The sequence below is a fragment of the Streptomyces sp. NPDC015130 genome (genome assembly GCF_043080005.1).
Classification (GTDB): domain Bacteria; phylum Actinomycetota; class Actinomycetes; order Streptomycetales; family Streptomycetaceae; genus Streptomyces.
Genome location: NZ_JBIBVC010000008.1, coordinates 113,960 through 132,985, shown reverse-complemented (window position 1 = coordinate 132,985; position 19,026 = coordinate 113,960). Strand labels below are relative to the sequence as shown.

Annotated in this window: 20 protein-coding genes; 6 read left to right on the top strand and 14 right to left on the bottom strand. The window is 72.1% G+C overall.

Annotated features, from left to right (window positions below; all coding sequences use genetic code 11):
* Positions 1 to 286: 286 nt before the first annotated feature.
* Positions 287 to 538, bottom strand: a complete 252-nt coding sequence (locus ACF08F_RS18940; protein ID WP_392299657.1) for a hypothetical protein — start codon at positions 536 to 538, stop codon at positions 287 to 289.
* A gap of 265 nt (positions 539 to 803) precedes the next feature.
* Here ACF08F_RS18940 and ACF08F_RS18935 point away from each other — a divergent pair, with 265 nt between their 5' ends.
* On the top strand, positions 804 to 1,994 hold the full coding sequence (locus ACF08F_RS18935; protein WP_392299656.1) for a 4-hydroxybenzoate 3-monooxygenase: 1,191 nt from the start codon (positions 804 to 806) through the stop codon (positions 1,992 to 1,994).
* A gap of 97 nt (positions 1,995 to 2,091) precedes the next feature.
* Entirely contained in the window at positions 2,092 to 3,867 is a 1,776-nt protein-coding gene (locus ACF08F_RS18930; protein WP_392299655.1) for a methyltransferase, read from the top strand.
* Positions 3,868 to 3,977: 110 nt separating this feature from the next.
* Here ACF08F_RS18930 and ACF08F_RS18925 read toward each other — a convergent pair whose 3' ends face one another.
* Entirely contained in the window at positions 3,978 to 4,430 is a 453-nt protein-coding gene (locus ACF08F_RS18925) for an Lrp/AsnC family transcriptional regulator (protein WP_392299654.1), read from the bottom strand.
* Between the two features lie 114 nt (positions 4,431 to 4,544).
* On the opposite strand from ACF08F_RS18925, the gene ACF08F_RS18920 reads away from it, so the two are divergent.
* Positions 4,545 to 5,171 carry a LysE family translocator gene (locus ACF08F_RS18920; RefSeq protein ID WP_392299653.1) on the top strand — a complete coding sequence of 209 codons (627 nt, stop codon included), beginning with the start codon at positions 4,545 to 4,547 and terminating at the stop codon, positions 5,169 to 5,171.
* Positions 5,172 to 5,231: 60 nt separating this feature from the next.
* Here the strand turns inward: ACF08F_RS18920 and ACF08F_RS18915 are convergent, their stop codons facing one another.
* The 4 genes from ACF08F_RS18915 to ACF08F_RS18900 form a co-directional block, all read right to left on the bottom strand.
* The gene (locus tag ACF08F_RS18915) at positions 5,232 to 6,683 is read right to left on the bottom strand and encodes an RNB domain-containing ribonuclease (RefSeq protein WP_392299652.1); all 1,452 of its coding nucleotides are present in this window, start codon (positions 6,681 to 6,683) and stop codon (positions 5,232 to 5,234) included.
* Between the two features lie 244 nt (positions 6,684 to 6,927).
* Positions 6,928 to 7,542, bottom strand: a complete 615-nt coding sequence (locus ACF08F_RS18910; protein WP_392299651.1) for a GNAT family N-acetyltransferase — start codon at positions 7,540 to 7,542, stop codon at positions 6,928 to 6,930.
* Complete coding sequence (locus ACF08F_RS18905) at positions 7,535 to 8,152, bottom strand: hypothetical protein (RefSeq protein WP_392299650.1); 618 nt, start codon at positions 8,150 to 8,152, stop codon at positions 7,535 to 7,537. The genes ACF08F_RS18910 and ACF08F_RS18905 overlap by 8 nt, the downstream gene beginning before the upstream one ends.
* Positions 8,142 to 8,777, bottom strand: coding sequence for a TetR/AcrR family transcriptional regulator (locus ACF08F_RS18900; protein ID WP_392299649.1), 636 nt, complete (start codon positions 8,775 to 8,777; stop codon positions 8,142 to 8,144). Before ACF08F_RS18900 ends, ACF08F_RS18905 begins: the two co-directional genes overlap by 11 nt.
* Positions 8,778 to 8,985: 208 nt before the next feature.
* Between ACF08F_RS18900 and ACF08F_RS18895 the strand changes: the two genes are divergently transcribed.
* Complete coding sequence (locus ACF08F_RS18895) at positions 8,986 to 10,215, top strand: PP2C family protein-serine/threonine phosphatase (RefSeq protein ID WP_392299648.1); 1,230 nt, start codon at positions 8,986 to 8,988, stop codon at positions 10,213 to 10,215.
* A gap of 187 nt (positions 10,216 to 10,402) precedes the next feature.
* On the opposite strand, the gene ACF08F_RS18890 is transcribed toward ACF08F_RS18895, so the two are convergent.
* From ACF08F_RS18890 to ACF08F_RS18865, 6 genes are all read right to left on the bottom strand, one after another.
* Positions 10,403 to 11,116: an esterase/lipase family protein gene (locus tag ACF08F_RS18890; RefSeq protein WP_392299647.1), complete on the bottom strand. Its 714-nt coding sequence runs from the start codon at positions 11,114 to 11,116 to the stop codon at positions 10,403 to 10,405.
* 154 nt (positions 11,117 to 11,270) lie between these two features.
* Positions 11,271 to 11,498 (bottom strand): hypothetical protein, encoded by a 228-nt coding sequence (locus tag ACF08F_RS18885; RefSeq protein ID WP_392299646.1) that lies wholly within the window; start codon positions 11,496 to 11,498, stop codon positions 11,271 to 11,273.
* Between the two features lie 75 nt (positions 11,499 to 11,573).
* A complete protein-coding gene (locus ACF08F_RS18880; RefSeq protein ID WP_392299645.1) occupies positions 11,574 to 12,500 on the bottom strand; it encodes an aminoglycoside phosphotransferase family protein in 927 nt (308 codons plus the stop codon).
* Between the two features lie 96 nt (positions 12,501 to 12,596).
* Positions 12,597 to 12,887, bottom strand: coding sequence for an SHOCT domain-containing protein (locus tag ACF08F_RS18875; RefSeq protein ID WP_392299644.1), 291 nt, complete (start codon positions 12,885 to 12,887; stop codon positions 12,597 to 12,599).
* 57 nt (positions 12,888 to 12,944) lie between these two features.
* Entirely contained in the window at positions 12,945 to 13,403 is a 459-nt protein-coding gene (locus ACF08F_RS18870) for a DUF6325 family protein (RefSeq protein WP_392299643.1), read from the bottom strand.
* A gap of 147 nt (positions 13,404 to 13,550) precedes the next feature.
* Positions 13,551 to 15,659, bottom strand: coding sequence for a SpoIIE family protein phosphatase (locus ACF08F_RS18865; RefSeq protein ID WP_392299642.1), 2,109 nt, complete (start codon positions 15,657 to 15,659; stop codon positions 13,551 to 13,553).
* Between the two features lie 120 nt (positions 15,660 to 15,779).
* Here ACF08F_RS18865 and ACF08F_RS18860 point away from each other — a divergent pair, with 120 nt between their 5' ends.
* Positions 15,780 to 16,238 carry a VOC family protein gene (locus ACF08F_RS18860; RefSeq protein WP_392299641.1) on the top strand — a complete coding sequence of 153 codons (459 nt, stop codon included), beginning with the start codon at positions 15,780 to 15,782 and terminating at the stop codon, positions 16,236 to 16,238.
* A 15-nt stretch (positions 16,239 to 16,253) separates the two neighbouring features.
* Here ACF08F_RS18860 and ACF08F_RS18855 read toward each other — a convergent pair whose 3' ends face one another.
* Positions 16,254 to 16,991, bottom strand: a complete 738-nt coding sequence (locus ACF08F_RS18855) for a VOC family protein (RefSeq protein WP_392299640.1) — start codon at positions 16,989 to 16,991, stop codon at positions 16,254 to 16,256.
* A gap of 121 nt (positions 16,992 to 17,112) precedes the next feature.
* Between ACF08F_RS18855 and ACF08F_RS18850 the strand changes: the two genes are divergently transcribed.
* Complete coding sequence (locus tag ACF08F_RS18850) at positions 17,113 to 18,015, top strand: phytoene/squalene synthase family protein (protein ID WP_392299639.1); 903 nt, start codon at positions 17,113 to 17,115, stop codon at positions 18,013 to 18,015.
* Between the two features lie 137 nt (positions 18,016 to 18,152).
* Here ACF08F_RS18850 and ACF08F_RS18845 read toward each other — a convergent pair whose 3' ends face one another.
* On the bottom strand, positions 18,153 to 18,980 hold the full coding sequence (locus tag ACF08F_RS18845) for an oxidoreductase (RefSeq protein WP_392299638.1): 828 nt from the start codon (positions 18,978 to 18,980) through the stop codon (positions 18,153 to 18,155).
* Positions 18,981 to 19,026: the final 46 nt, after the last annotated feature.

The window sequence follows — 19,026 nt, the reverse complement described above, 5'->3', positions numbered from 1 at the left end:
TCGCGCTCCTGACCCTCCTGTGCTTCGGGCTCGCGGCGTACGGCTTCGGGCGACTCGGACAGGCCGGGGTGCGCCGAGCCCACCGGCGGACCCGTCCGAAGTGCGCTGCCGCATACATCTGCCTGCGGCGGAACGGCGAAAGTCACACGCCCGACGGCACACCCGGCTTCGTCGGACCGGCCGTACTGGGCCTCGTCGCAACCGCTGCGGCCTGCCTGCTCCTGACCCACACGACAGGGCGACCTCCCTCCGGAGAACCCCCACGGCCTGACGGCGCACCACGAGGTCAGCCGGCGGAGACGATCCGGCCGGGCCTTCCGTCCTGGCCGATGGTCACCTCGTGGGATGCGCCGTCGCCGGTCGTCATACGAATCCGCTCAGGCCCGGTCCATACGGCTTCACTGCGTACGCCTCCGTCGAAGTCGTTCTCGAAGTCGCTTTCGAAGCAGTCGACGGTCCAACGGCGTTCCAGCGGTGGCCTTCCTTGCTGGACGTAGACGCACCACACCGGGTCGAAAAAGCCACGGTCGACCACCACCAGCCGGCCGCCGCTCCGAGGACCACGGCCACTGTCAGCAGCAGAAACGCGGACGGTCTGCGATATCGCGTGTAGTCCATGATCCCCCGAGCGTTGTGGATCACGCAGCCTGGGAGGGAGAACGGGCAGAGGCCAGGAGAGCCTCGTCGTGGCTCCGGTGCCGCCGAGTGCTGTGGCGACAAAGGAGAATCCTTTTCTCATGGAATGCGGCATTCGGGTGACGTTTGACGAGTGACGTACTTCACCGTACCTAAGATCAACTTTCGTGACAGACAGTCAACACACACGGGACGGCCGGGAGTCGGCGGACGTCGTCATCCTCGGGGCCGGTCCCGCCGGGCTCGTGCTCGGCAACCTCTTACTGCGCAGCGGAATCGACTGCGTGGTCCTCGAACGCACCGCACGTGACCACGTCCTGAACCGGGCCCGGGCCGGGTTCCTCGCCGCTCACACCGTGCGCGTGCTGCGGCGCCACGGCCTCGACGAGGGGCTGCGGCGCCGGGGCAGCGAGCACGGCGTCTGCGAGTTCCGCACCGAGGACGGCCTCTTCCGGCTCGACTACCGGCAGCTCGGGAACGGCGAGCCCCACACCGTCTATCCCCAGCACGAACTCGTCGCCGACCTGCTGGCCGCGTACGTCGACTCCGGCGGCCGGATCCGCTTCGAGACCGAAGCGGTGCAGGTCGGCGACGCGGACGGCGCCCGGCCGTGGGTCGCGGCCCGGGAACCGGACGGTCTGACCGTACGGTGGCGGGCGAGGTACGTCGCCGCCTGCGACGGCCGCCACGGCGCCGGTCGGAAGTCGCTTCCGGACGAGGCCGTACGACACCACCGCGACCACGGGGTCTCCTGGCTGGGGCTCCTCGCCGAGGCACCCCCCAGCCTCGACGCCGTCGGCTACGCCACACACCCCCGTGGCTTCGCCGGGCACATGGCCCGGTCCGCCGACATCACCCGCTACTACCTCCAGTGCGAACGCGGCACCCCCGCCGACGACTGGAGCGAGGAGCGGATCTGGGACGAGCTCGACCTGCGGATGCGGAGCGCCGACCACGGCCCCCTCCGGCGCGGGCGGATCGTGCAGCGCGCCGTCGTCGACCTCGAGTCCGACGTGCTCGGCACGCTCCGGCACGGCTCCCTCTTCCTGGCCGGCGACGCCGCCGCGCTCATCAGCCCCTCCGCCGCGAAGGGCGCCAACCTCGCAGTCCTGGAGGCCGAGCTCCTCGCCGAGGCGCTCGCCGCCGACCTCCACCGCAGCGACTCCGAAGGACTCGCCCGCTACTCGGACCGGTGCCTGACGCACATCTGGCGTGCGCAGGAGTTCTCGCACTGGATGATCGGCCTGCTCCACGGCGCACCGCCGTTCCAGGAGGGGATGCGCCGCTCCCGCATGGAGTCGCTGCGGACGTCCCGTACCCACCAGGACTGGTTCGCCGAGCAGTACGTCGGCATCTGACCTCTTCCGCCCCTCCCCCACCACCGCGGTCCAAGGCCCCGGCTCCCGCAGCCGGGGCCCGCTCCCGCCCGCTCTTCTTCATCGAGGACCCCCACTGATGACCAGCCCTGCCCTCGCGAGCGCCCTCTCACCCGACGACGTCCGGCGCCTGCGCGCGACCGCCGAGTTCGTCCGGGAGCAGGAGACCTCCGTCCTGCTCTCCCGCGTACTGCCCGGCCTCGACGGCCCCGAACTGCGCGCGGTGGCCGACCGGTGCCGCTTCGCCCACGCCGCGCTCCTGGTCTTCCCCGCCGACCACCCCGGACTCCGCGCCGCGCTCGCCGCCTGCGGCCTCCCCGACGACGCCGCAGCCCAGCCCAGCGTCGTCGTACGCGACCGCCTGGCCGCCCGCCACGCACTCGACCCCGCCGATCTTGACGTAAGGATTCTCCGCCCCGCGGCGCACGGCCCCTCCGGCGAACGCCGCGCCGTCGAGGTGTTCGCCCTCGCGGTCCCGCCGGCCTCCGCCCTCTCCTCGCTCGCCGCGCACGAACGCGCCCACGACCACGAGGCCCACCTGGCCTTCGACGTGGACCGACCCGATCCCCTGCTCCTGCGCGGCCTCCGGGCCAGCCTCGCCCGCCACGGCGCGGTCGCCGACGGCGGCGGGTACAACCCGCACGAGGACGGCACCGTCTTCTACTTCGCCACCCCCGCGGAGACGAAGACCGACTACCGGCGCATGGAGCTGTACGCGCGCGGCGACCACCGGGACCTGCTCGCGGAGCACCTGGAGGAGCAGCGTTCGGGGGCGCCCGAGGGATCATCGGCCGGTACGCGTACGGGTACGGGCTCGCGTACGGATGCGGTCGCCGACCCCGACTCCCGCGCGGCGGAAACGCTCCTGCGTCTGCTGACCGGGGCCTGGACCACCCAGGCCCTCGCCACCTGCGCCGAGCTGCGACTGCCCGAGGCCCTCGGCACACGCGGCCCCCTCAGCGCCGAGCGGCTGGCGCACGCGGTCGGCGCGCGGCCGGACGCGCTGAGGACGCTGCTGCGCTATCTCGCCATGGTGGGGGTCGTGTCCGAGGAACGGGACGGGTTCCGGCTCACCGCCGCCGGCCGGCTCCTGCGCGAGGACGCCACCGGCTCGATGCGGCCCCTGGCGCTCATGTACGGCGGCCCGTTCTACCAGTCCTTCGCACACCTGGGCCACGCCGTGCGGACCGGCGAGCCGGGCTTCGAGCACCTCTACGGCGAGAACCACTTCGACCACTTCGCCCACGACCCCTGCCTCGCCACGACGTTCGACCGGTCCATGGCCGCCGGCTCCCGGATGTTCGACCCCCTGCCCGCACATCCCGTCCTCACGGCGGCGGCCGGCTCCCCCGTCCCCCGTACCGTGATCGACATCGCCGGCGGCACGGGCGAGCTCCTCGGCCGGGTCCTGGCCGCCCACTCCTCGCTGCGCGGGGTCCTCCTGGAACGGCCGCACGTCGTGGCCGCCGCGCGCGAGCGCCTGACCGCCGCCGGCGTCGGCGACCGATGCGACTACCGGGTCGGCGACTTCGCCGACGTACCGCCGGCCGGAGACGTGTACCTGCTCTCCCGCGTCCTGCACGACTGGGACGACGCACGGTGCCGCGACATCCTTCGGCACCTCGCGCGAGCGATGCCGTCCGACGCCGACCTCCTCGTCGTCGAACGCCTGCTGCCCGCCGACGCCACGCCTTCCCTCGCGACGGCGTGGGACCTGCACATGCTGTGCAACACCGGCGGCCGCGAGCGCGGAGCCGACGAGTACGCGCGACTGTTCGACGCGGCGGGCCTCGACCTCGTCGGGCAGCGCCCGCTCCCCCTCGACGCCCACGTCCTCCACGTGCGGAAACGCTGACGCCACCCGGCAGGGCGCACCGGCACGTCGTGCGCCCTGCCGGCCCGGGGCCCTCGGCCCGGTCGGTCGGTCGGCGGGACACCGGGTCGGGCGTGCCGTCGGTACGGCTCCTACTCGGGCAGGGGGCGGTCGTCGATGACGTGCTTCATGACGAGGGTGGACGTCAGGCGCTGGACCCCGGGCAGTCGGGCGAGCTGCCGGTCGTACAGCTCCTGGAACGCGGCCAGGTCGGCGGTCGCGACCCGCAGGAGGTAGTCGGGCTCGCCGAACAGCCGCTGGGCCTGGAGGACGTGCGGCACGGCGGACACGGCCTCTTCGAAGGCGGTGACCGTGTCGGCGTCCTCCCACCGGAGCGTGGCGAAGACGAGGGCCTCGAAGTTCAGGCCGACGGCGGCGGGGTCGACGACGGCGCGGTAGCCGCGGATGGCGCCCTCGCGTTCGAGGTCGCGCAGGCGGCGGTGGCAGGGCGAGACGCTGAGCTGCACACGGCCGGCCAGCTCGGTGATCGTCAGGCGGCCGTCGAGCTGCAGCTCGGTAAGAATCTTCCGGTCCATGGCGTCCATGACGAAGATTCTCCCCCACATCACGCGATCATGGGGTAAAGACGCAAACACCTTCGGGCTGATTCGGCCTAGCGTTCCCTCCAGAGCCTGAGAGTGTGTGAGAGGGAACGATCGATGGACACGACGACGCTGGCGGCCTTCCTCGCCGTGGACCTGCTGCTGGTGTTCACCCCGGGCGCGGACTGGGCCTACGCGATCTCCGCCGGTCTGCGGGGACGCTCGGTCGTCCCGGCCGTCACCGGGCTGATCGTCGGCCACACGGCGTACGCGCTCGTGGCCGTCGCGGGCCTGGCGGTGCTCGTGGCGAGCTCCCCGGCCGTGCTCACCGCGTTGACCATGGTGGGTGCCGGCTACCTGCTGTGGCTGGGCTGGGGCGTCCTGCGGCAGCCGGCCGTGCCGACGGCGGCTGCGGGAGGTGGAGCCGAGGCCTCCCGCCTGCGGGTCATGCTCAAGGGGGCAGGGATCAGCGGGCTGAACCCGAAGGCGCTGCTGCTGTACTTCTCGCTGTTCCCGCAGTTCATCGACTCCGCCACGGGTTGGCCGGTCGCCGCGCAGACCGGGCTGCTCAGCACGATGCACCTGACCGCCTGCGCGGTCGTCTACCTGTCCGTCGGAGTCCTGGCCCGCACGGTGCTGAGCACCCGGCCCACTGCTGCCCGGGCCGTCACCCGTGTCAGCGGTGCCATGATGATCGCCATCGGCGCGTTCCTGCTGGTGGAACGCCTTGCCGCGGCCGGCTGAGGAACCCGTACCGCTCCGCCCGCCCGTCCTCGGCCGGGCCCGGCGGTGCTGACGGGCCGGCTACGCCGTGCGGAAGAGGACCTTGTGCCGGCCGGAGAAGAGAGGGTCGGCCCGGGTGAGCCTGGCCTGGACACTCGCGCCCAGCTCGAGCTCGACACCGGAGGTGATCTTGCCCATCACGGCGGGTTCCGCCAGGTGCACCGTGCCTTCCTTCGGCTTGTCGTCCTCCGCGTCGGTGTTGATGACCGTACCGACGAAGATCTCGCCCTCCCGGTCCTTCAGCAGCGCGGCCTCGGCCAGGTCCACCGCGCGCCGGTCGGCCAGCTTCCCCTTCCCCCTCGCCATGTCGCACGGCAGGCACGGCAGGGCGTCGAGCACCCAGCCCGGCGGGTCCTCGCCGGCGCACGCGGCCACGCACAGCTCACCGGTGTAGCGGTCGAGGAGGCGCCGCAGCGGGGCCGTGGCGTAGGTGTACGGAGCCGCGATGGCCGCGTGGAGCGTGTGCTTCGGGATCCCGTGGTCGCGGAACGTGGCGTACTCCGCCTTGAGCAGCATGGCGGTGGCCTCGCTGAGGAAGGCCATCTGCTTCCGGTCGGCCGGGTCGAGGGAGTTGACCAGCGTGGCGTACGTGGCCTCGGGCTTCCACTCGATGCCCAGTTTCTTCGCGAGCCCTCGTACGCGCTCGACCTCGCCCTGGTCGGTCTGCGCCCTCTGGGTCCGCAGGATCCCGGTGCCGCTCTCCAGCATGATCCGGGCCGCGGCCATTCCGGTCATGAGGGAGATCTGCTCGTTCCAGCCCTCCACGGGCAGGGTCGCCACATAGCTCAGCCGAAACGATCCGTCCGTGAGGGTGAGCTCCTGGTCAGGCAGGTTCACCGCGACGCCACCGCGCTTGGCCTCGACGGCTTCCCGCAGCCTGCCGATCTCGCGCAGCAGGGCGACGGGTTCCGCAGCCGTGCCGGCATCGATGTCCCGCTGGACCGCGGCGTAGTCGAGCTTGGCCTTGCTGCGGACCTTGGCCCGGCTCACAGTCGAGGCGGTCACGTTGCCGTCGGAGTCGAGGTCGTGCTGCCACAGCAGGGCGGGGACGACCTGGTCCGGGAGCAGGCTGGCCGGTCCCTCGGAGATCAGGGGCGGATACAGGGGCACCTTGAGGTCGGGGAAGTACAGCGTCTCGATCCGGTCGCGTGCCTCGGCCTCCAACGCACTGCCGGGCTTGACGAAGGCCGTGACGTCGGCGATGGCGTAGTGCACGCGGTACCCGCCCCCGGGCCGCCGCTCCAGGTGCATCGCCTGGTCGAGATCCCGCGAGGTCGGCGGATCGATCGTGAACAACGGCAGATGAGTGGCGTCCTTCTCAGGCAGCTGGACGTGGTCCATCGCCTCCTGAGCGGCTTCCAGCACGTGCACGGGGAACTCCACGGAGGCCTTCAGCTCGGCCCGGATCTGTCGCAGGCCTTCGAGCAGGGCGTTCCGGGCTTCCGGGGACATACGCATCTGACCGCGTCGCATGCCCCGAGCGTAGGTCCGCTCCTTGGGAACAGCTCGCCGGACGAGTCCGGACGGAGGACGGGGAAAGCACAGCCGGTCCCTCAGAACCCCGGGGCGGGGGTGAAGCCCGGCCACCACGACGGCGCGCCGTCCCGGCCCCTTTGGTTCCGATGTGGATTTCCTCAAGACATCCGCACGCCTCTGATGTGGGTGCTTCGGGGAGGTCGGGCGGACGTGGAGCACGGCTCCGGCTCGGGGCAGTCGGTCAGGTGGGGCCCGGGCGTCCCGGGCTCGTCATGGCCGTGACGGTCAGCGGGCCCAGGGGGGTCCGCTGCAGTTCCGTGAAGCCGAGGTGGCGGTAGAGGGGGACGTTCGTGGGGTCGGCGGTGGTCAGGAAGATGCCCGCCGGGGCCGGTGTCGTCGCCAGCAGGTGGTCCAGGAGGAGGCGTCCGGCGCCGTGTCCCGCGCTGTCGGGGCGTACGCCGATGAATTCCAGGGTCCATGCGCCCGGCGGACACACGGTCTCGGCGTGCCGCAGATAGCGCAGGGTCCTCCCGAGGGCGGCGGGTCCGCACCTGAGGCCCGTTCGGGCCGCCCAGGCCGCGCGGGCCGGGATTCCGGGGGCCGCGCCCGGCGGTGTGAGGACCGCCGAGGCGACCTGCCGTCCGTCCGACGTCGCCGTGACCGCGTACCGGAGGGCACCGGGCAGGGTGGCGTGGGTCCGGAGGGTGGTGGTGAACCAGTGGGTCCTCACGGTCTGCGACGTACCGCAGATCCAGGAGAGGGCCGGTTCCCGGTGGAAGGCCGTTGCCAGGGTGCGGGCGCAGGCGGTGGGATCCGGTGTCGCGTCGAGCCTCCAGCGCGGGGTGGCCTCAGGCATGGCGTCGCCTCTCCAGGGGCGCCTCCGGGACGAGATGGCAGACGAGTAGTTTCAGGAAGAACAGCGGCGCGAACCAGGCGAGAACGTACGGCACGTCGAGCCAGTACAGATTGACCAGGACGGCGGCGGTCAGCGCGCTCATCGAGACCAGTCGCTTGAGGTGCAGCGGCGAGAACTCCACGACGGCCGCGCCCGTGAGCAGCAGTGCGGCATTGCCCAGCGTCCAGGGCCAGTCGCCGGACAGGACGACCAGGCCCACGGCCAGGAGATGGAGCATGTGCGCGGAGACGAACAGGAGCCGTGACCGCCGGGTGCCCGGGCCGGGCCGGTGGTACCAGCGCTTCGCCGCGTTCGTCGCGTTGGTGAGCACTCCGCCGATGAGGTCCAGTCCCGCCAGTGCGACCACCGCGCACTGCGGTCCCGACCACTCGCGCCAGGATCCGGATGCACGTATCCCTGCGAAGAGGAGCAGGGCGCACACGGCGAGGCCCGCGATCTCCACCGCCGTCTCGGAACGCGTCTTGCCCGGTCCCATGAACCGTTCGACGCGGCCCGCGAGTCCCGGCGGGGTCTTCGGTATGTCCCAGTCGATCTCGATGTCAGTGCGCATCGGCGTTCCCGTCGTCGGGGTGGGGTCCGGTCTCGGTCCACAATCCGCGGAGCAGACGCCAGAGTTGCGCTCCGTCGGTCTCGTGCGAGGCGGTGGGCACCGGTGCCGCCTTCATGCGGGCGACCGCCCAGCTGTCCGCGGTTCTGACGACCGCCGCGGTCACGGTCACCAGGAGCTCGCGGTCCACGTCGGTGCGGATCACGCCCAGCCGCTGACCGTCCGAGACCAGATCGTCGAACCACGTCAGCCACGGTCCGACCTCGCCACGTGTGTGCCCGATGGCCGCGTCGGCGAGGGCGAGGTCGTCCGGGTGGGCCTGCAGGTGTGCCGCGAGTGCGGAGGCGCCGGCGTCGAGGCGGGACCAGAAGTCGGCCTCGTCACGGGCCGCCGCCCAGGGGCCGAGCGCGCCGAGCAGCCGGCCGAGTACGCCGTCGAGCACGGCGGACAGCAGGTCCTCGCGCCCGTCGAAGTAGTGGTACGCCGCGGTCTTCGAGAAGCCGGCCGCCTCGATGATCTTGTTGTACGAGGCGGCTTCGGTGCCCTGCTCGGCGAAATGGCTGCGCGCGACGGCCAGGATCAGCTCCTGACGTTCGGCGGGTAGTCGATCGAAGCGAGGAAGAGGCATGCACTCATAGTACGTACCGATGGCGTGCACCACCAGTACACCTCGCCGGTTTTCCGCGTCCGCGGGTCCGTCGGTGAGGACGTACGAGGTCTCACTCACGCAGCAGATCGCCCCAGGTCTCAAAACGGTGGACCTCGGCCGCCACCACGCGATCACTTCTATCGTTGGACCTGCACACGGTGGGGTCGGCGGTGAGGCGGGCAGCGGAATGAACGAACAGCGAGTCGACTATGCGGCCGTGTTCCAGGCCCTTCCCGGCATGGTCGCCCTGCTCACGCCCGAGTTGGTGTACATCGACGTCAACGAGGACTTCGCACGGCTGGCCGGCCGTTCGCGCGAGCAGCTCGTCGGCCGCTACATCTTCGACGCGTTCCCCGAGAACCCCAACGACCCCGCCGCCGCGGGAATGCGCGAGACCGAGGCGTCGATGCTCCGCGTGGTCGCCACCGGCGAGCGCGACACCATGGCCCTGCTCCGCTACGACATCGAGGATTCCGAGCAGCCGGGCCACTGGCAGGAGCACTTCTGGAGCCCCGTCAACGCACCCGTGGTGGGCTCCGACGGGCAGGTGGCGATGATCGTGCACCGGGTGGAGGAGATCACCCCGCTCATCCGGGCCCGCGGCGGCCTGGGAGGCACCACCGAGGCGGCGCGGCTGGAGGCCGAACTGTACACGCGCTCCCGCGAGTTGCAGGAGGTCAACGAGCGCCTGCGCAAGGCACACGCCCGGGAGCGGAAGGTGGCTCTGGCCCTCCAGGCGGCGATGCTGCCCTCCCCCGGTCCCGTCGGCCACCACCGGGCCGCCGTGCGCTACCGCCCCGCGGTCGGCGGCCTCAACGTGTGCGGCGACTGGTACGACCTGGTCGGACTCCCCGGGGACCGCATGGCGGTGGCGGTGGGAGACGTCGTGGGCCACGGGCTCACCGCGGCCTGCGTCATGGGCCAGCTGCGCAGCGCGCTGAGCGCGGCCACGCTCGTCGCCGACGGCCCGGCCCAGGCACTCGACGCCCTCGGGCTCTACGCCCGCTCCGTCGAGGGCGCCGAGTCGACGACCGCGGCGACCGCCTTCATCGACTGGAGCAGCCACACCCTGACGTACAGCAGCGCGGGCCATCCTCCGCCCGCGCTGCTCTCCCCCGACGGCGACGTGATCTTCCTCGACCGGGCGACGGACCCGCCGCTCGGGGCCCGCCCGGACCACGTCGCCCGGCCCCAGGCGACCGCTTCCTTCGAGGAGGGCGCGACGCTGGTGCTGTACACCGACGGCCTGATCGAACGCCGTACGGAGGACATCGACGCCGGACTCGCGCGCCTCGCCGCCTCCCTCGGCCGGCATCGGCTCGACGATCCCGAGGCCCTGGCCGACACCCTCCTGGCGGACCTCCTGAACACCGACGAGAACTCGGACGACACGGCGCTGGTGGTCATCCGCCTGTGAGTCGCCGGACCTAGGGCGTGTTGCGAAAGTAGCGCCGGCCGCCCGAAGGGCGGGCCCGACGACGTCTGGTGCGTGCGATCGCAAGGCGGAGGGTCGCCCCGACTACTGGATGTATCGGGGTGATCCGACAACGCGGCGAGCGTGCGTGCCAGGCGCCGTCGGGCAGGCGGGACTTTCGCAACACGCCCTAGGAGCGCAGGAAGGCGCGTACGCCCCGGGAGACGGTGTCGTCGCCGAGGAGGTCGTTGTGGGCGAGGCAGCCGGCGGCGTTGTTGGTCGCGCCGGTCAGGTGCACGCTGCTGTCGGGGTTGATGACCTCGTCGCAGTTCGACCACCAGGTCGCGTAGCGCACGGCGCCGGGTGTCTCGTCGCCCGCCGCGAGACCCTTCTGGACGTAGGACCCGGGGGTCATGTCGCGGCAGGCCTGGTCCCACAGCGCGCAGGCCCATGCGGTGCCGGTGCCGTGGTTGGGGCCGGCGAGGGAGACCCAGTGGGCGACCGAGGCCTGACCGGCGGGGTCGTACTTCACGTACCAGCGGGTGACGAGGCTGCCGAAGGAGTGCGCGACGAGGTCGACGCGGCTCGCGCCGGTCTGCCGCTTGACGGACTCGACGTAGGCGGCGAGTTCGCCCGACAGGACCTCGTTCACCGACCGGTGCGTGTCGTATCCGAAGGAGAAGAGCTCGGCGTCGGTGTACCCCTCGGACGTGAGGTCCTCGCGCAGGCCGCCCCAGACGCCGGGGTCGGCGTTGTACCCGTGGACGAGGACGACCGGGGTACGGGCGACCGCGCTCCGCTCGGGCACCTGGGCCCGGACCGTGGCGGCGGGCACGAGCAAGGACATGGCGACGGCCAGCATCGGCACGGCGATCCCGGCCGCGGTCCGTGAACCGGGCTTCACCACACTTCCCCCTACGACGCGTTACGCACGAGTAGTCAGGAGCATGGTGGGGCCTCGGGGCCCGGATGAACAGCCTCGTGCGCAGCCCTCTCGGCCGACGGTCACCGCGCCGAGGACGACGGAGAGGGGAATCGCGGGCCCGAAGGCCGCCCGGTCAGGCGGCCTTCGGGCGCACGGGCGCCTTCCGCGTCGTCACCCCGGCGGCGACGAGCACCAGTCCCACCGCGACGATCCCGAGGTAGGCGGCGGTCGGAAGGTCGACGACCTTGTGGATCCAGCCCCACTCCGCGTCGAAGAAGGTCCGCGAGGTGAAGCTGACGACCCCCTGGGCCCCTACGACGTATCCGATGCTTTCGACGATGTATCCGATGGTTGTTCGCACGGATCAACCCTCTCGTGGCCGTGCCACAAGATCCTCCTCCTCAAGGCCGAAAGCACGGTAGGCCGAAGGACGGAGTCACCCGGATGCGGCTCCTCGGCCCGCCCGTGCCGAGTCCAGGACACGGTCGAGCGCCGCGCGGCCCGCGGGCCCCCAGGCCGGCTTGCCGCCCGGCAGACCCCGGTCCCCGGCGCGGCCCATGAGGATGAGGAAGAGGCTCTTCGCGGCAGCCAGCCCTCGTGCGCGCCGGACCATCGCCTCGTCCACGTGTCCGTACGCGTCGAGGAACCGTGCGTCCGCCCCGGCGGGAAGGAGCACCCAGGCGGCCGCGAGGTCGACGGCCGGGTCGCCGGCGCACATGTCGCCGAAGTCGACGACGCCCGAGAGCGTCCCGTCCGCGACGACGACGTTCGCCGGATGGAGGTCCCCGTGCAGCCATACCGGCGGGCCCTGCCAGTCGGGAGCAGCGACGGCCTCGGCCCAGACGTCCCGTACGTCGTTCTGGAGGTCGGCGAGGCCGCTGCCGGAGACGACCTCCTCGAGGCCCCTCTCGAATCCGTCCGAGAGCGTCCTGAGGGGCACGCCACGATCCTGGCTGACCGGTGCGTCCGCGGGCGCCTGCACATGGAGCGCCCTGAGGAAGCCCGCCAGGGTGTCGGCCGCACCCTGCCGGCTGACGGGGGTGCGGTCGGCCGGTTCGCCCGGGACCCAGGTCGCGACGGTCCACGGGCGCGGGAAGCGTGCGGACGGTTCCCCGATCCGTACGGGGGTCGGAATCGGGAGCGGCAGGCGCGGGGCCAGGTCGGGGAGCCACCGGTACTCCTTGCGCAGGAGGGACGGCGCACGCTCGGTGCGTGGCATGCGTACTGCCAACTCGTCGCCGAGGCGCCACAGTTGGTTGTCCCAGCCGCCTGCCACCTCCCGCAGGTCCAGTTCCGCGAGGTCCGGATGCTGCTCGCGTACCAGGTGACGTACCAGGTCCCCGTTGATCACGAAGTCGTCCATGAGGTCACTCAACCATCAGGGGCACGGGGCCGACCGTCGATGGCGCCGTTTTCCGAGCCCCCTCCGAACCGGTCGGAGGGGGCCCTGCGGAGTCTCTCAGGAGCCGAGGATCTTGCTCTTCTGCGCCGCGAACTCCTCCTCGGTCAGGATGCCCTGCTCCTTCAGCTCCCCGAGCTCCTTGAGCTGCTCGATCTTGCTGCTCATGTCGGGGGCCGCGGGAGCGGGCGGGGGCGCCGCGGCCGGGGGCGGTGCGTACTGCTCCGCCGGAGCCGGTTCCTGCTGGGCGGCCCAACGGCCCGCCTGGCGTCGCGAGACCCTGTTGGAGACGGCGGTCGCCGTCCCGGCCACCACTGCCGTGCGTGCCACACCTCGAAGAAGTCCTGGCATGTCGTTCCTCCTTGGCCCTGTTCGAATGATGCGCTGGTCCTCGGCCGTCCGGGGACGTCAGGCGGCGGCGGTGCCGCCCTCCTCCTCCACGGCGTCCAGCGAGGCCAGGAGCGCCTGCACGGGGATGCGCCCGCCGGCGACGAGCTGCGCACCGCCGCGCCGCAGCTCCCGTGCGAGGGGGGCGGCCCAGAGGTTCTCGTAGATCAGGATGCCGGCCGAATTGCCCGGTTCGAGGGCCGCGCCCGCCTCGTCGAGGTCGTCCTGTCCGAGCAGTCCGGACGAGGAGCCCTCGAACACGGTCAGGTCCAGCTCACCGTCGGCGTCGATGTCCCGCAGCTCCAGCGCGGTGACACTGCCGTCGGTGTCCTTCCGGACGAACGTGAGGTCGAGGACACGGACGATGCCCCTGTCGACCAGGTCGAGGAGCAGGGACAGCCCCTTGCCCGTCATGCGGTTGCCCGGGAACTCGATGACCAGGAAGTCGACCGGCCCCATGTCCTGGAATTCGTTGCTCATCACCGCTCCACACAGTCGGGAGGACAGCAGGGAGGACATGACCGAGCCCGAGCCCAACGTCGTCCCCGTCGCATGTCCACGGACGTGACCGGAGCCAGTCCTGGTCCCATTGCAGCATCGGGCGGAGGGCTTCGCACATTCACGCCGTCATCGGCGCTCTCGGAGCGCGCTGTCGACGCGGGCGACGAGCAGGGCGATGTCGTCGTCCGCGGAAGCCGGTACGAGGTGGGTGACCAGGCGGTCGCAGAGGGCGGGCAGGGACGGGACGGGCTCGGTGAGCAGGTCGGTCAGCTCGGTGAGGCGGGCGTCGATGTCGCTGCTCCGGGACTCGACCAGCCCGTCGGTGTACAGCACGAGGAGGCTGCCCTGGGGCAGGGTGAGCTCGGTGGTCGTGAAGGGGACGCCGCCGACGCCCAGCGGCAGGCCCGGCGGTACGTCGAGCAGGCGGACGACGCCGTCCGGGGAGACGGTCGCGGGGGGCGGGTGGCCGGCCCGTGTGATGCGGCAGCGGCCGGTGGCCGGGTCGACCACGATGCACAGGAACGTCGCCAGCATCGGCTCGGCGAGATCGTGCAGGGCGGCCTCCAGCTGGTAGAGCATGCCCTCGGGCGAGAGGTCGAGGCGGGCGAGGGCCCTGACGCTCGCGGAGAGCCGCCCCATCACCGCGGCGGCCGCCGTGCCGTGGCCCATCACGTCGCCGATGACGAGCACGGCCCTGCCGTCCTCCAGCGCGATGACGTCGTACCAGTCGCCGCCGACCTCGTTGACGTCGCTGGCGGGCAGGTACCGGTGGGCGACCTCGATCCCCGGCGGCGGCGTGATGTGCTGCGGCAGCATGCTGCGCTGCAGCACGGCGGCCGTGTCGTGTTCGCGGCGGTAGAGGCGGGCGTTGTCCACGCAGACCGCGGCGCGCGCCGCCAGTTCGCCGGCGAGGTCGACCTCGCCCTTGGTGAAGGGGCCGACGGCCCGGGTCCGGTAGAAGGTGGCCAGGCCCAGGACCACGCCCCGGGCGAGCAGCGGGGTCATCATGAACGAGTGCACTCCCAGCCCCAGCAGCTCCGCGGGGACGCTGGAGTGGGCGGCCGCCGACACGATGGCCTCCTCGTCGAACTCGCCCACGACGAAGGGACGGCGCTCGCCGAGCGCCCGGCTGTACGGCGCGTTCGCGGGAAAGACGAGTGTGCGTCCCAGGGGGGCGAGGACGGCCGTGACGGACGATCCCGCCAGCGGCGCCTTGGCCACCCGGCGCAGCGTGGCGCCACCCACCAGCCCGCCGCCGAGTTCGCCGTCGGCGGCGAGGGACTCCAGCACGTCGACGGTGACGGCGTCCGCGAGTTCGGGCACGGCGATGTCGGCGAGCTCCTGCGCGGTGCGTTCCAGGTCCAGGCTGGTGCCGATCTTCAGCGTGGCCTCGTTCACGAGGGCGAGGTGGCGCCGTCCCGCGTCGGCCTCCAGCTGTGCCTGCTGCTGGGCGGTGATGTCGATCAGGGTGGCGGCCAGCCCGATCGCGCGTCCGTCGGCGTCCTCCAGCCGGACGTACGACCCCGACCACACGTGGTCGTGGTCCGGGTCGGCCGGCGTGCGGCCCGTACGGCGGGAGTCCAGGACGGGTCTTCCCTCGTCCAGGGCCCGGCGCATCGCACGCTCCATGTCCGCGGCGTTGACGTCGGGCAGGATCTCGACGAGGCGGCGCCCGATGTGGGCGGCCTGCGACAGACCGTTCATCGCTTCGAGGGCCGGGTTGACGCGGAGGAAACGCAACTGCGTGTCGAGGACCGCGATGCCCACCGGGGAGCGGGAGAACAGCCCGTCCCACACCACCGACGAGCCGCGGATCCGTCGTGCGGCCTCCGCCTCCGCGGCGAACACCAGCACCGTCGTCCCGCCCCGGTGGCGGGCCGGCACGGGGCAGGCCCAGATCTCCAGGTCCAGCGGGCGCCCCTCGCGGTGCCAGGCGGTCACCGTGCCCATGACCCCGCGCCCCGTGGCGGCGCCCTCCCACAGCGAGCGGCCGAGACTGCGGTCCGCACCCGGGTGGAGCAGGTCGGCGATGTGCCGGCCGAGGACCTCGTGCGGGGTGTAGCCCAGCAGGTCCTCCGCCGCGTGGTCCCAGCGGACGATCGCCCCGTCCGCGCCGGTGGCGACCACGGCGACCTGCAGGGCTCCCAGCCAGCCGCCCGCGTCCCGGGCCGCGCCGGTGGTCACTTCGTCGAAGGGCACCTGCTCCATCGCCACCGCGATTCTTGTGCTGCGCACCCCTGGGCGGCTGTCGTCATCCTCAGTATGGGCGCGTGTCCGCGGTTCGTCGCGGCGACGAGCGCGGCCGCCACCGGCCGTGCGTCAATGAACGGGAGAGTCGATGAAGGAGAGGGCAGCATGGCGATTCAGCGGATGGACAACGTCGGCATCGTCGTCGAGGACTTGGACGCCGCCGTCGCGTTCTTCGTGGAACTCGGCATGGAGCTGGAGGGCCGGGCGGAGGTCGAAGGCCCCTTCGCCGACCGGTGCACCGGACTCGAAGGCGTCCGCTGCGACATCGCGATGGTCAGGACCCCCGACGGCCACAGTCGGCTGGAGCTGGCGCAGTACCGCAGCCCCGCGCCGATCGACGCGGGGCCGCGCAACCGGCCGCACAACATTCTGGGCACCCACCGCGTCATGTTCGCCGTCGACGACATCGAGGACACGGTTGATCGCCTCCGCCCTCACGGCGCCGAACTCGTCGGCGAGATCGCCCGGTTCGAGGACAGCTATCTGCTCTGCTATCTCCGCGGCCCGGACGGCATCATCGTCGGACTGGCCGAGGAGCTGCAGGGCTCACCCGCGGACGAGTAGCCCGGCGCCGGCGGGTCATTGGGGGGCGAGGAGGCAGAACTCGTTGCCCTCCGGGTCGGCCAGAACCCTCCAGTGGATCTCTGACTGGTCGATGCCGGGGTCCGTGGCGCCCAGGGTGCGCAGTCGGGCCTCCTCCTCCGCCAGGTCGTCACCGGGGTACGGGCGGACGTCGAGGTGGACGCGGTTCCACACGCTCTTGGCGTCGGGGGTGCGGACGAACTCCAGGTAGGGGCCGACGCCCTTGGCGGAACGCATGGTCGCGCTGTCGTCGGTGACCTCGAGGACCGTCCAGTCCATCGCCTCGCCCCAGAACCGTGCCATCTCCCGCGGGTCGCCGCAGTCGACCACGACCGCGGCGACCGGCCCGGTGTCCTGGTAGACCGGACGGGGCTCCAGTACGCAGAACTCGTTGCCCTCCGGGTCGGCCATGACCGTCCAGGGGACGTCACCCTGGCCCACGTCGGCGAGCGTCGCGCCGAGCTCCTTCAGGCGTGCGACCAGCTTCTCCTGGTGGGCGGTGGAGGTGGTGGCGAGATCCAGGTGCACCCGGTTCTTCACCGTCTTCGGTTCCGGGTGGGCGATGATGTCGATGCAGACGGCCGCGGGGTCGGGGTAGTCGAAGCCCACGGGTTCCAGGTTGGTGACGCCGGGCCCCTCGCTGTCGACGCCCCAGCCGAGCGCCTCCGCCCAGAACCGGCCGAGCGCCGCGTCGTCCCGGGCCTTCATGTTGATCTGTACGAGCCTTGTTGCCATGCCGCCGATCCTAGAAGCCCCTCACCGAGCGCTGCCCGCGGATTTCCGCGAGCCCGGGCCTCCCCCGGGGCGTCGTCGGCGCGGCCCGTAAGCTCGCGGGCGACGACGACGGGAGATCGGCATGTGGAAGCGGGTCCTGGACCGGGCCGGGATCAGGGAGCCGCGGCTGCGGAGGGACTACACCGAGCAGCGACGGGCCGTACGCAGGTTCGCGACGGCCGAGTACGCCGCCGCTCGGCTGCTGCTTCCCGCGCCGCTGGTGCCGCACGTCGTGGCCGCCGTCGCGTTCATGCACGACACCGACGACCGGATCGACCGCGGGGCGCGGGACGAACGCACGGCCGCGCTCGCGGAGTGGGGCGGCCTCGTGCACAAGGCCTTCGACGAAGGTGACTCCGGGCTGCCCGTGCTGCGTTGCCTGGTGCGCACCGCCGAGCGCCACCCGGAGGTGCGCGCCCACGTGGAGGAGTTCCTCAAGGGCTGCGAGCGGGAGGTCGCGTGGCGGAGCATCGCCGACGAGGAGGAACTGGAGCGGTACGTGGAGCAGTACTCGCTGCCCGCGCTGATGCTCACGGCCTGCCTCCTCGCGCCCGCGCAGGCCGGGGCACGGGCCGTGTTCACCGGCGGCTGCCACCAGCTCATCCGTGCCATGCAGCGCTTCGACTTCCTGGAGGATCTCTCCGAGGACGTGCGCGCGGGGCGTACCGGCGTACCCTCCGACGCGGTGGCGCGGCACGGCGCGGATCTCACCCGGCCCGACGGGGCCCTGGGCCGGCTCGTCGTGGAGCAGGCGGACCTGGCCGACTCCGACCTCTTGGCCGCCGCCTGCCTCACGGAGGTCGTGGATCCGTCGTACCGGCCTTTCCTGCGGGCCCTGATCGGCGTCCAGCACCTCCGTCTCGACGCCGTACGCCGCGCCGGTGCGTCCCTCGCGACACGGACCTCCGGCCCCCCGGCACCTGCGGCTGCCGCCCTGCTGCTCCGGGAGACGCTCGCACGGCCCCGGCGCCGGGCCGTCAGCTGAGACGCCGTCCCGGCAGGTCGCAGGCCCGCGAGGCGCTCTTCGAGCCGTGGTGACGTCGAGTCACGGATACCGACGTGCACCGCGCGACCGATGCCGAGCAGGCGTACGCGTCTCCTACGTCGACGTGGGGCGGCTCCTCAGATGCCGGTGGCGAGGGCTTCGTGCCGCCAGGCGTCGAGTTCTCGTCGCACCAGGTCGAGCTTCGCCTCGACGCGCTCGACCGCGTCCGCGCCCAGCTGCAGGCGCAGCGGCGGGTCCGTGGTCTCGGTGATGTCGACGACGGCCTTCGCCGCCTTCTCCGGATCGCCGGGCTGGCGGCCGTCGTTCCGGGTGAGCGCCTCGCGTACCGGGCCCGCGCCGGCGGCGTAGTCGGCGATGGAGGCCGGCTCGACCTGGATGCTGGAGCTGTGGAGGAAGTCGGTGCGGAAGCCGCCCGGCTCCACGATCGTGACGTGGATGCCCAGCGGGGCGAGCTCGCCGTGCAGCGCCTCGGAGATGCCTTCGAGGGCGAACTTCGAGGCTCCGTACAGGCCCACGCCCGGTGCGGTGGCGAAGCCGCCCACGGAGCCGATGTTGAGGACGTGCCCGGACCGCTGCGCACGCAGGGTCGGCAGGGTCGCCCGCAGGGTGTTCAGTACGCCGAACACGTTGACGTCGAAGAGGGCCCGGGCGGCCTTGTCGGAGACCTCCTCCACCGCGCCCACGAGCCCGTAGCCGGCGTTGTTGACCACGACGTCGATCCGGCCGAACGCGGCCAGGCCCGCCTCGACGGCGGCGGCCAGCTGTCCGGGTTCGGTCACGTCCGCGCTCACGGCCAGCAGCCTTTCGGGGCTGTCCGGGTACGCCCGCCGCACCGCCGCCGCGTCCCGCGCCGTGGCGATGACGCTGTGCCCACGTCCCAGCGCCTCCTGGGTGATCTTCGCGCCGAGCCCACGCGACGCACCGGTGACAAACCACACGCTCATGCTTTTCCCTGTTCCGTTCCGGTCGGCCCCGTCGGCCGACGGCTCG